Annotated in this window: 6 protein-coding genes; 4 read left to right on the forward strand and 2 right to left on the reverse strand. The window is 63.1% G+C overall.

Annotation, left to right across the window (positions count from 1 at the left end; genetic code table 11):
* Positions 1–29: 29 nt before the first annotated feature.
* Positions 30–1,718 carry a long-chain-fatty-acid--CoA ligase FadD2 gene (gene fadD2, locus ACZ889_RS10780; RefSeq protein ID WP_010955224.1) on the forward strand — a complete coding sequence of 563 codons (1,689 nt, stop codon included), beginning with the start codon at positions 30–32 and terminating at the stop codon, positions 1,716–1,718.
* Between the two features lie 333 nt (positions 1,719–2,051).
* Positions 2,052–3,749, forward strand: a complete 1,698-nt coding sequence (gene fadD1, locus ACZ889_RS10785; RefSeq protein WP_003254620.1) for a long-chain-fatty-acid--CoA ligase FadD1 — start codon at positions 2,052–2,054, stop codon at positions 3,747–3,749.
* Between the two features lie 287 nt (positions 3,750–4,036).
* On the opposite strand, the gene ACZ889_RS10790 is transcribed toward fadD1, so the two are convergent.
* On the reverse strand, positions 4,037–5,344 hold the full coding sequence (locus ACZ889_RS10790) for an NAD(P)/FAD-dependent oxidoreductase (RefSeq protein ID WP_180688673.1): 1,308 nt from the start codon (positions 5,342–5,344) through the stop codon (positions 4,037–4,039).
* Positions 5,345–5,368: 24 nt separating this feature from the next.
* Entirely contained in the window at positions 5,369–6,733 is a 1,365-nt protein-coding gene (locus ACZ889_RS10795; protein WP_180690152.1) for a glutamine synthetase family protein, read from the reverse strand.
* A 572-nt stretch (positions 6,734–7,305) separates the two neighbouring features.
* Between ACZ889_RS10795 and hrpA the strand changes: the two genes are divergently transcribed.
* Positions 7,306–11,211: an ATP-dependent RNA helicase HrpA gene (gene hrpA / locus ACZ889_RS10800; RefSeq protein ID WP_476257374.1), complete on the forward strand. Its 3,906-nt coding sequence runs from the start codon at positions 7,306–7,308 to the stop codon at positions 11,209–11,211.
* Between the two features lie 174 nt (positions 11,212–11,385).
* Positions 11,386–12,507: a beta-ketoacyl-ACP synthase III gene (locus ACZ889_RS10805; RefSeq protein ID WP_049587008.1), complete on the forward strand. Its 1,122-nt coding sequence runs from the start codon at positions 11,386–11,388 to the stop codon at positions 12,505–12,507.
* Positions 12,508–12,552 lie beyond the last annotated feature (45 nt).

Raw genomic sequence — 12,552 nt, forward strand, 5'->3', positions numbered from 1 at the left:
TGCAGGTCCAGGCAGAGGAACAATAATAAATGCAAGCCGACTTCTGGAATGACAAGCGCCCGGCAGGCGTGCCTTCCACCATCGACATCAATGCCTACGCCTCGGTCGTTGAGGTGTTCGAGCGCTCCTGCAAGCGCTTTGCCGACCGCCCGGCGTTCAGCAACCTGGGCGTGACCCTCAGCTACGCGGAACTGGAGCGCCATTCGGCAGCCTTCGCTGCCTGGTTGCAGCAGCACACCGACCTCAAACCGGGTGAGCGCATCGCCGTGCAGATGCCCAATGTGCTGCAGTACCCCATCGCCGTATTCGGTGCCATGCGCGCCGGGCTGATCGTGGTCAATACCAACCCGCTGTACACCGAGCGCGAGATGCGCCACCAGTTCAAGGACAGTGGCGCGCGTGCGCTGGTGTACCTGAACATGTTCGGCAAGCGCGTGCAGGAGGTGCTGCCCGATACCGGTATCGAGTACCTGATCGAGGCAAAGATGGGCGACCTGCTGCCAGCCGCCAAGGGCTGGCTGGTCAACACCGTGGTCGACAAGTTGAAGAAGATGGTGCCGGCCTACCGGTTGCCTCAGGCGGTGCCGTTCAAGCAGGTGCTGCGCGAGGGCCGCGGGCTGTCGCCCAAACCGGTGTCGCTGAACCTCGATGACATCGCTGTGCTGCAGTACACCGGCGGTACCACCGGCCTGGCCAAGGGCGCCATGCTCACCCATGGCAACCTGGTGGCCAACATGCTGCAGGTGCTGGCCTGCTTCTCGCAGCACGGCCCCGATGGGCAGAAGCTGCTGAAGGACGGCCAGGAGGTGATGATCGCGCCGCTGCCGCTGTACCACATCTATGCCTTCACCGCGAATTGCATGTGCATGATGGTCACCGGCAACCATAACGTGCTGATTACCAACCCGCGGGATATTCCCGGCTTCATCAAGGAGCTGGGCAAGTGGCGTTTCTCTGCCTTGCTGGGCCTCAATACCCTGTTTGTCGCACTGATGGACCACCCGGGCTTCCGCCAGCTGGACTTCTCGGCGCTGAAGGTCACCAACTCTGGTGGCACAGCGCTGGTCAAGGCCACCGCCGAGCGCTGGGAAGACCTTACCGGGTGCCGCATCGTAGAAGGCTATGGCCTGACAGAGACCTCGCCGGTGGCCAGCACCAACCCCTACGGTCAGCTGGCGCGTCTGGGTACCGTGGGCATCCCCGTGGCGGGTACTGCGTTCAAGGTCATCGATGATGATGGCAACGAACTGCCGCTGGGCGAGCGGGGCGAGCTTTGCATCAAAGGCCCGCAGGTCATGAAGGGTTACTGGCAGCAACCCGAGGCAACGGCCCAGGCACTGGATGCAGAAGGCTGGTTCAAGACCGGTGATATCGCGGTGATCGACCCGGACGGCTTCACCCGCATTGTCGACCGCAAGAAGGACATGATCATCGTCTCGGGCTTCAATGTGTACCCCAACGAAATCGAGGATGTGGTGATGGGGCATCCCAAGGTCGCCAATTGTGCGGCTATCGGCGTGCCGGACGAGCGTTCCGGCGAGGCGGTCAAGCTGTTCGTGGTGCCGCGCGAGGGGGGGCTGAGCGTTGATGAGCTGAAGGCCTACTGCAAGGCCAACTTCACTGGCTACAAAGTACCCAAGCACATCGTGCTGCGCGAATCGTTGCCCATGACGCCGGTGGGCAAGATTTTGCGGCGGGAGTTGCGCGATATAGCGTGATACCGGGATGGCGTCTTCGCGGGTAAACCCGCTCCTGCACCGCTCAATGTAGGAGCGGGTTTACCCGCGAATGCCTCTAAACCGCTCTAAAAGGCTGTATACAGCCTTAATCTGCGACATTTTGGATAATTACTCTAAAAATGACCTGTATTGTTCATTGAGTCATTTTTGTGACCGTAAGGCCTGTTTTGGCCTCTAGGCGACCCCAGGCAAAGCTGTTACTCTCGGCCCGCTTCCAGATGATCCGGTTTGCAACGAACCGTCATCTCATATCAATAATAAGCGCATCGACGCGTGAATCGAACTTCGCTGTTGCTGAAGGAGTGGGCTTCCATGATCGAAAATTTTTGGAAGGATAAGTACCCAGCCGGGATTACGGCGGAAATCAATCCTGACGAATTCCCCAATATCCAGGCAGTACTCAAGCAATCCTGCCAACGCTTTGCCGACAAACCGGCCTTTAGCAACCTGGGCAAGACTATCACTTATGGCGAGTTGTATGCGTTGTCGGGGGCGTTTGCCGCCTGGCTGCAGCAGCATACCGACCTCAAGCCGGGTGACCGCATTGCCGTGCAACTGCCCAATGTCCTGCAATACCCGGTCGCGGTCTTCGGTGCCATGCGTGCCGGGCTGATCGTGGTCAATACCAACCCGCTGTACACCGCGCGGGAGATGGAACACCAGTTCAACGACTCGGGTGCCAAGGCCTTGGTGTGTCTGGCCAACATGGCCCACCTGGCCGAAAAAGTGGTGCCCAAAACCCAGGTCAGGCACGTTATCGTCACCGAAGTGGCCGACCTGCTGCCACCACTCAAGCGCCTGCTGATCAACAGCGTGATCAAGTACGTGAAGAAGATGGTGCCGGCCTACAACCTGCCGCAGGCCGTGCGTTTCAATGACGCCCTGGCGCTGGGCAAGGGCCAGCCAGTGACCGAAGCCAACCCGCAGGCCAACGACGTGGCGGTGCTGCAGTACACCGGCGGTACCACCGGCGTGGCCAAAGGCGCCATGCTGACCCACCGCAACCTGGTGGCCAACATGCTGCAGTGCCGCGCACTGATGGGCGCCAACTTGCACGAAGGCTGCGAAATCCTCATCACCCCCCTGCCGCTGTACCACATCTATGCGTTTACCTTCCATTGCATGGCGATGATGCTGATCGGCAACCACAACGTGCTGATCAGCAACCCGCGAGACTTGCCGGCGATGGTCAAGGAACTGGGCAAGTGGAAGTTCAGCGGCTTTGTGGGCCTCAACACCCTGTTCGTTGCCCTGTGCAACAACGAGGCGTTCCGAGCCCTGGATTTCTCGGCGCTGAAAATCACCCTGTCGGGCGGTATGGCCTTGCAGCTAAGCGTGGCCGAGCGCTGGAAGGCCGTTACCGGTTGCGCCATCTGCGAAGGCTACGGCATGACCGAAACCAGCCCGGTGGCGGCGGTGAACCCGTCGGAAGCGAACCAGGTGGGCACCATCGGTATTCCGGTGCCGTCGACCCTGTGCAAGGTCATCGACGATGCCGGCAATGAGTTGCCGCTTGGCGAAGTGGGCGAGCTGTGTGTCAAGGGCCCGCAGGTGATGAAGGGCTACTGGCAGCGTGAAGACGCCACGGCCGAGATTCTCGACAGCGAAGGCTGGCTGAAGACCGGCGACATCGCCGTGATCCAGGCGGACGGCTACATGCGCATCGTCGACCGCAAGAAAGACATGATCCTGGTCTCGGGCTTCAACGTGTACCCCAACGAGCTGGAAGACGTGTTGGCGGCCTTGCCGGGCGTGCTGCAGTGCGCAGCCATCGGTGTGCCGGACGAGAAGTCGGGTGAAGTGATCAAGGTCTTCATCGTGGTCAAGCCGGGCATGACCGTGACCAAGGAGCAGGTGATGGAGCACATGCGTGCCAACGTTACCGGCTACAAGGTACCGCGCCACATCGAGTTCCGCGATTCGCTGCCGACCACCAACGTGGGCAAGATCCTGCGCCGCGAACTGCGTGATGAAGAGCTCAAGAAGCAAGGCTTGAAGAAGATCGCCTGACCACAAGCCTGCACGCTCAGTGTGGGGGCGGCCTCGTGTCGCGAAAAGGGCCGCGACGCGGCCCTGGCATTTCGGCTGTGATGCAACGATGGCTGGGGGCGCTTTGCGCCCCTTTCGCGACACAAGGCCCCACAATAAGATGCGGCGCCGTCTTCAGACATTGTGAGCCCCTGTAGGCGCGGGTTTACCCGCGAATACGGTAGTGGCGACAACGGTGAACGGCGGGTGGAAATCGGTCAGCAGGGCCGGCCCTTTCGCGGGTAAACCCGCGCCTACATCCGCGCAACTCAGCGCAGCTTCTCGAGCATCTGGTAATACCACATCCCCGCCGCCAGCAGCGGGTTCCCCAGCAAGTCCCCCATCGGCACCCGCACATGCTTGCACTGGGCGAAGGTGTCGAACTTCTCCAGCGTCCCGGTCAACGCTTCGGCCATGATCTCGCCCATGATGTGGCTGGTGGCAATGCCGTGCCCCGAGTAACCCTGGCAGTACCACACGTTGTCCGACAGCTTGCCCAGCTGCGGGATGCGGTTGACCACGATGCCCATGGCGCAGCTCCACTGGAACTCGATCGGCACCCCCTTCAATGCCGGGAAGGTGCGTTCGATGCAGGGGCGCAATTCGCCTTCGATGTCGCGTGAATCCTTGCCCGAGTAGTTGGCGCCGCCGCCGAACAGCAGGCGCTTGTCGGCCGTCAGGCGGTAGTAGTCGAGGACGAAGCGGCAGTCGTACACCGCCAGGTCCTGCGGGTTGATCTGCTCGGCCAGCTCACCCAGCGGCGCGGTGGTGACGATACCGCCCATGGCTGGGAAGATCTTGCCCTTGAGCTGGCGCTTTTCGAGCTTGTGATACACATCGCCGGCCAACATCACCTGGCGTGCCTCCACCCGACCGTGGGCGGTAAGCACCGCCGGGCGCGGGCCATGGACGATGTCCAGCACTTCGGAATTTTCGAATATCAGTGCACCCAGGCCATGCGCGGCACGGGCTTCGCCCAGGCACAGGTTGAGTGGGTGCAGGTGCAGGTTGCGCAGGTTCTTCAACGCACCCAGATAAAGCGGGCTTTGCAGATGCTCGGCCACTGCAGCGCGATCGAGCAATTGCACCTGATCGCCCATGCCACGGCGCCGCGCTTCGGCCTCGAACGCACGCAGTTCGTTCATGTGCGAAGGTTTCATCGCGGCATGCAAATGGCCACGCTTGAGGTCGCAATCGATGCCATAGCGCGCCACGCGCTGCTCGATCACCTGGTGCCCGCGCCAGCGCAAGTGCCAGATGAAATCGTCCACTTCGGCGCCCAGGTGGTTGCGCATCTGCGAGCGCATGGCCTCGTCGCCCGACAGGCTGCCGGTGACCTGGCCGCCGTTGCGACCGCTGGCGCCCCAGCCGATACGGTTGGTTTCGACGATGGCGACCTTCAGGCCGCGCTCGGCCAGTTCAACCGCCGTGGCCACGCCCGTAAAGCCACCGCCGATGATCGCCACATCCACTTGCACCGTGCCTTTGAGTTGCGGGTACTCGCTGTGGTCGTTGAGGGTGGCGCTGTAATAGGACGGCGCGCGCTGCGCCGGGCCGTTGTTCAATGCTGCGTTCATGGGTGTTCCTTGTTTTGTAGGGGCTCAGGCCTGGTGCAGGTACCAGCGCCAGTCCTGTTCGCTGACTTCAGCCATGAACTGGCGGTACTCGGCGCGCTTGACCTTCAGGTACACGCCAAGGAAGTCTTCGCCCAATGCTTCACGGGCCCAATCGGAATGTTGCAGGGCGTCGAGGGCGGTCAGCCAGTCAGTGGGCAGGTGTTCGGTGGCCTGGGCATAGCCGTTGCCTTCAACGGGCGCACCTGGGTCAAGCTGTTCGCGGATGCCCCAGTGGCTGGCAGCAAGGATCGCCGCTGCAGCCAGGTAAGGGTTGGCATCCGCGCCACAGATGCGGTGCTCCACATGCCGGCTGTTGGCCGGGCCACCTGGCACGCGCAGGCTCACGGTGCGGTTGTCCACGCCCCAGGTTGGCGCCAGGGGTGCATAGCTGTTGGCCTGGAAACGTCGGTACGAGTTGGCGTTGGGGCAGAACAGCAGCAGCGAGTCGCGCAGGTGGCGCAGCATGCCGGCCACGGCCTGGCGCAGCAGCGGGGTGCCGGCCTTGTCTTCGCTGGCGAACAGGTTGTTGCCGGCGCTGTCGGCCAGGCTCAGGTGCATGTGCATGCCGGTGCCGGCCAGTTGGGCAAATGGCTTGGCCATGAAGCAGGCCTGCATGCCGTGGGCATGGGCCACACCTTTTACCAGGCGCTTGTAGCGCACCGCCTGGTCCATCGCCTGCAGCGCATCGCCATGCTCCAGGGTGATTTCCACCTGGCCCGGGGCGTACTCGGAAATGGCCGTGCGCGCCGGGATGCCTTGGGCCTTGCAGGCAGCGTACAGGTCGGCGAGGAACGGTTCGATCTGCTCCAGTTCGCGCAGGCCATAGACCTGGGTGCTGCGGGGGCGGCCGCCATCGTTGTCCAGTGCCGGTTGTGGGCGGCCCTGGGCATCACGCTGCTGGTCAAGCAGGTAGAACTCCAGCTCGCAGGCCATCACCGGGTGATAACCATCGGCCTTCAACGCTTCGATGGTGTGCAGCAGCACATGGCGTGGGTCCGCGATGCTGGCCGGCAGCCCCTCGCTGGGGTGCATGCTCACCTGCACTGCGGCGGTGGGCACCCGGCGCCAGGGCAGGCGCACCAGGCTGCCGTCAAGCGGGTAGGCACGGCAGTCGATGTCGCCGACGTCCCACACCAGGCCGGAGTTTTCCACGTCGTCGCCATTGAGGGTCAGGCCAAGGATGGTGCTGGGCAGTGGCCGGCCAGTCTGGTACACGGCCAGCAGTTCCTCGCGGTGCAACAGCTTGCCGCGTGGCACACCGTTGGCGTCGAGGATGAACAGTTCGAACAGCTCGATATCGGGGTTGTCGGCCAGAAAACGGGTAGCCTGCTCTACAGGGGCAAAGTGCATGATCAATTCGCTCATAGGCGCGCAGGGCCGCCGCGCAAGCAGGCGGCCCAGTTGAGTCAAACGGCCAGACGCTGGCCGGGTTTGGTCACAATGGCGTGAGCGAGGTGTCCGGTGGGCGCGCGTGACGGCAGTGCCACAAGGCCCAGAAGGCGAGGATGATGTGGACCAGCGGATTTTCCCCGGCACGGCTCCGGGCCTTCGGTAGCGAAGGGCGGGACGACGGTGGGGCGATAGGCTGGGCGGGAGTCATGCCTTTGATACTCACATGCGGCGTAAGGTTGATTAAAGCAGTGAATGGCAACCTTTACATCGCACTTGGCTAAACAATCGTGTTGAAAGCATCACGGTCAATGTGGGAGCGGGCTTGCGTCGCGAAAGGGCCGCGTAGCGGGCCCCGACCATCAGCGACCATTCAGAAGTTGCTGGGGCCGCTTTGCAGCCCTATCGCGACACAAGGCCGCGCCCACAGGGAGCGTGCAAGCAGCAGAGAATCCGCAAATCTGCGACAATCGCCCGACTTTCCGAATGCCGATCATGAAAAAGCAGGCTCACCTGCATCACTAAAAAGCCCCATGACTGACCACGCCATCGACAAACTGCTGCAAAACCTCGACCACGCCATGATTGCCGACCGCCATCGCCTGCGCCGGCAACTGCACGAACTGCGCAAGCGCCCCGACGAGGCGAAGCTGGCGCAGTGGGTGGAGAAGGTCCAGGCCTCCTGCGCTCAGGTCACCGCGCGTCAGCAGAGCGTGCCGACCGTACGCTACGACGACAACCTGCCCATCGCCGCCAAGCGTGACGAAATCAAGAAGGCCTTGGCCGAAAACCAGGTATTGGTGATCGCCGGCGAAACCGGCTCTGGCAAGACGACCCAGTTGCCGAAAATCTGCCTGGAGCTTGGCCGTGGCAGCCATGGGTTGATCGCCCATACCCAGCCACGCAGGATCGCAGCGCGTAGCGTGGCCGCGCGAGTCGCCGAAGAGCTGGGCACGCCCTTGGGCGCGCTGGTCGGCTACCAGGTGCGTTTCGAAGACCAGAGCGATTCCAACACCTTGGTCAAGCTGATGACCGACGGCATCCTCCTGGCCGAAACCCAGCATGACCGCTTCCTTGAACGCTATGACACGATCATCGTCGACGAAGCGCACGAGCGCAGCCTGAACATCGACTTCCTGCTCGGCTACCTGAAAACGTTGCTGCATCGCCGACCGGACCTGAAACTGATCATCACCTCGGCCACCATCGACCTGGAGCGCTTCTCCAGGCACTTCGACGGTGCGCCGATCATCGAGGTGTCCGGGCGCACCTTCCCGGTGGACACCTGGTACCGCCCGCTGACCAGCGAGCAGGACGAAGAGGGCAACCAGATCGAGGATGACCTCACTGTCGATCAGGCCATCCTTGCCACCCTCGACGAGCTGGCGCACCACGAACGCAGCGAAGGCAAGGGCCCGGGCGATGTGCTGATCTTCTTGCCGGGCGAGCGGGAAATCCGTGATGCCGCCGAGATTCTGCGCAAGGCGCAACTGCGCCATACCGAGATTTTGCCGCTGTACGCGCGCCTGTCGCCGGCCGAGCAGCAGCGTATCTTCCAACCGCACACCGGGCGCCGGGTGGTGCTGGCCACCAACGTCGCCGAAACCTCGCTGACCGTGCCTGGCATCCGCTATGTGATCGACACCGGTACCGCGCGCATCAGCCGCTACAGCTACCGCGCCAAGGTCCAGCGCCTGCCGATCGAGGCGGTGTCACAGGCCAGTGCCAACCAGCGTAAAGGCCGTTGCGGCCGGGTCGAGCCGGGCATTTGCGTGCGTCTCTACAGCGAAGAGGACTTCAACAGCCGGCCAGCGTTTACCGACCCGGAGATTCTGCGCACCAACCTGGCGGCGGTGATCCTGCAGATGTTGCACCTGCGCCTGGGCGCAATCGATGCTTTCCCGTTCATCGAGCCGCCGGATGGCAAAGCCATCAGCGACGGCTTCAACCTGTTGCAGGAGCTTTCGGCGGTTAACCGCGAGAACCAGCTGACGCCAATTGGCCGCCAGCTGGCGCGCTTGCCGATCGACCCGCGGCTGGGCCGCATGCTGCTTGAAGGCGCGCGCCTGGGCAGCCTGCAGGAAGTGCTGATTGTCACCAGTGCGCTGTCGGTGCAGGACCCGCGTGAACGCCCTCCAGAACGCCAGCAGGCCGCCGACCAGGCGCACGCACAGTGGAAGGACGTGGACTCGGACTTCGCTGCGCTGGTCAACCTGTGGCGCGGCTTCGAGGAACAACGCCAGGCGCTGACTGCCAACCCGCTGCGCAACTGGTGCCGCAAGCAGTTCCTGAACTACTTGCGGCTGCGCGAGTGGCGCGATGCTCATCGTCAGTTGGCGCTGATTTGCCGTGACCTGCAGTTGACGGTGAACAAGGAACCGACCGATTACCAGAAGATGCACAAGGCAATCCTCAGCGGGCTGCTCAGCCAGATCGGCCAGAAGACCGAAGAGGGCGACTACCAGGGCGCCCGCCAGCGGCGCTTCTGGGTGCATCCATCGTCGGGCCTGGGGCGTAAGCGCCCGCAGTGGGTCATGGCTGCCGAGCTGGTCGAAACCACCAAGCTGTATGCGCGCATGGTGGCCAAGATCGAGCCGGACTGGATCGAGCCGCTGGCCGGCCACCTGATCAAGAAAAACCATTTCGAGCCGCACTGGGAGAAGAAGCGCGGGCAGGTGGTGGCCTACGAGCAGATCACGCTCTACGGGCTGATCCTGGTCGGCCGTCGGCCGGTGCACTACGGCCCGATCGACCCGGCGACCTCGCGCGAGCTGTTCATCCGTGAAGGCCTGGTGGGTGGCGAAATCCAGTCGCGGGCCAAGTGCCTGGCGGCCAACAAACGCCTGCTTGAAGCGCTGGACGAGCTGGAAGCCAAGGCTCGCCGGCGTGACATTCTGGCTGACGAAGAAACGCTGTACGCTTTCTACGAAGCGCGCCTGCCGGCGGAAATCCACCAGACGGCGACCTTCGACAGTTGGTACCGCATGGGCAGCCAGAAGGACGCCAACCTGCTGATCATGCGCGAGGAGGACGTGCTGGCCCGCGAGGCCAGCGAAGTGACCGCCGCACAGTACCCCGACAGTATGCAGGTGGGCGATTTGCGCCTGCCGCTGAGCTACCACTTCGAGCCCGGCCACCCCCGCGATGGTGTGACGGTGCGGGTGCCGGCGCCGCTGTTGCCGAGCCTGCCGGGCGAGCGCCTGGAGTGGCTGGTGCCGGGCCTGCTGGAGGCCAAGTGCGTGGCGCTGGTGCGCAACCTGCCCAAGGCCCTGCGCAAGAACTTTGTCCCGGTACCTGACTTTGTCAAGGCTTCGCTGGCGCGCATGACCTTCGGCCAAGGGGCGCTCCCGCAGGCCCTGGGCCAGGAGCTGCTGCGCATGACCGGTGCACGTGTGTCGGATGAGGCCTGGGACGAGTCGGTCAACCAGGTCGAAGGCCACCTGCGCATGAACATCGAAGTGGTCGATGGCCAGGGCAAGTTCCTTGGCGAAGGCCGCGACCTGGCGGAACTGACCGCGCGCTTTGCTGCCGCCAGCCAGGCTGCCCTGGCCGTGCCGCGTGACGCCAAGAGTGAGCAGCCGGTGCAGGCCAAGGCCTTCAGCGAAGTGAAGCAGACCGCCCAGCAGAAGATCGCCGGCCTGTCGATGACCGTGTACCCGGCGCTGGTGGAAGACAACGGCACTGTGCGTGAAGGGCGTTTCTCGACCCAGGCCGAAGCCGAGTTTCAGCACCGCCGCGCCTTGCAACGGCTGTTGCTGCAGCAACTGGCCGAGCCGGCCAAGTTCCTGCGCGGCAAGCTGCCGGGGCTGACCGAGCTGGGCCTGCTGTACCGTGAAATGGGGCGGGTCGAGGCGCTGGTCGAAGACATTCTGCTGGCCAGCCTGGACAGTTGCATCCTTGAAGGCGAACAACCGTTGCCACGTGATGGTGCGGCCTTGGCCGCGCTGGCTGAACGCAAGCGCGGCAGCTGGGCCGAGCATGCCGAGCGCCTGGCAAGGCAGACCCTGGAAGTGCTGAAGCTGTGGCATGGGCTGCAGAAGCGCTTCAAGGGCAAGATCGACCTGAGCCAAGCGGTGGCACTGAACGACATCAAGCAGCAGCTAGCCAACCTGGTGTACCCGGGCTTCGTACGCGAAACGCCTGGGGTGTGGTTCAAGGAGTTGCCGCGTTACCTCAAGGCGGTTGAGTTGCGCCTCGAGAAACTCGGCTCGCAAGTACAGAAGGACCGGGTGTGGAGCGGCGAGCTGGCCAATTTGTGGGCGCAGTACAAGGCCCGTGCCGACAAGCATGCCCAGGAAGGCAAGCGCGATGAGCAACTGACTGTGTACCGTTGGTGGCTGGAAGAATATCGCGTGTCGCTGTTTGCCCAGCAGTTGGGGACCAAGGTGCCGATTTCTGACAAGCGATTGAGCAAACAATGGAGTCAGGTGGAAGGCTAACCTCCATTATTTGTGGCAAACTTTGGGGCGTTTGGGGCCGCTTTGCGGCCCTTGGCGGATAAGCCCGCCGCGCGGGGGTAAACGTAGGCCCCTGAATTGGCACTAAAGTGCCATTAACCTGTCATGTTTCCAGCCAGCGCCCTGTGGCGGTGGCCTTTGACCAGAGGAACGACCGTGCATAACGTCGTGATCAGCGGCACCGGCCTGTACACCCCGGCCCAGAGCATTTCCAACGAAGAGCTGGTGGCTTCCTTCAACGCCTGGTCGCAGCAGTTCAACCAGGACAACGCTGCCGCCATCGAGCGCGGTGAAGTCGAGGCGGCGCCGCTCTCCGACGCGGCGTTTATCGAAAAGGCCTCGGGCATCAAGAGCCGCTTTGTCATGGACAAGGCCGGTATCCTCGACCCGCAGCGCATGAAGCCGCGCTTGCCCGAGCGCAGCAACGATGAACCGTCGGTGCTGTGTGAAATGGCCGTGGCCGCTGCCCGCCAGGCCCTGGAGCGCGCAGGCCGAACGGCGGCCGATGTCGACGGGGTGATCGTCGCCTGCTCCAACTTGCAGCGCCCGTACCCGGCCATCGCCATCGAAGTGCAACAGGCACTGGGTGTCCAGGGCTTTGCCTTCGACATGAACGTGGCCTGCTCGTCGGCCACCTTCGGTATCCAGACCGCCGCCAACAGCGTAGCGCTGGGCCAGGCGCGGGCGGTGCTGATGGTCAACCCCGAAGTGTGCACCGGCCACCTCAACTTCCGTGACCGCGACAGCCATTTCATTTTCGGCGATGCCGCCACCGCCGTGTTGCTGGAGCGTGCCGACCAGGCCACTTCGGCGCACCAGTTCGACATCGTCAGCAGCAAGCTCTGGACTGAGTTCTCCAACAACATCCGCAACAACTTCGGCTTCCTCAACCGTGCGGCGGAAGAGGGTGAAGGCGCTGCGGACAAGCTGTTCATCCAGGAAGGCCGCAAGGTGTTCCGCGAGGTGTGCCCGAAGGTGGCCGAGCTGATCGGGGAGCACCTGCAGGAGAATGGGCTGCAACCGGGCGACGTGAAGCGCTTCTGGCTGCACCAGGCCAACCTCAGCATGAACCAGCTGATCGTCAAGAAGCTGTTGGGGCGTGAAGTGGCCGAGGAAGAAGCACCGGTGATTCTGGACCGTTACGCCAATACCAGCTCGGCGGGGTCGGTGATTGCCTTCCACCTGTACCAGGATGACCTGGCCAAAGGCTCGTTGGGCGTGTTGAGCTCGTTTGGTGCGGGGTATTCGATTGGTAGTGTGATTCTGCGCAAGCGCTGATTCATCAGGCGCCTGTTACGGCCTCTTCGCGGGCTTGCCCGCTCC

Source organism: Pseudomonas sp. TE3895 (genome assembly GCF_056278855.1).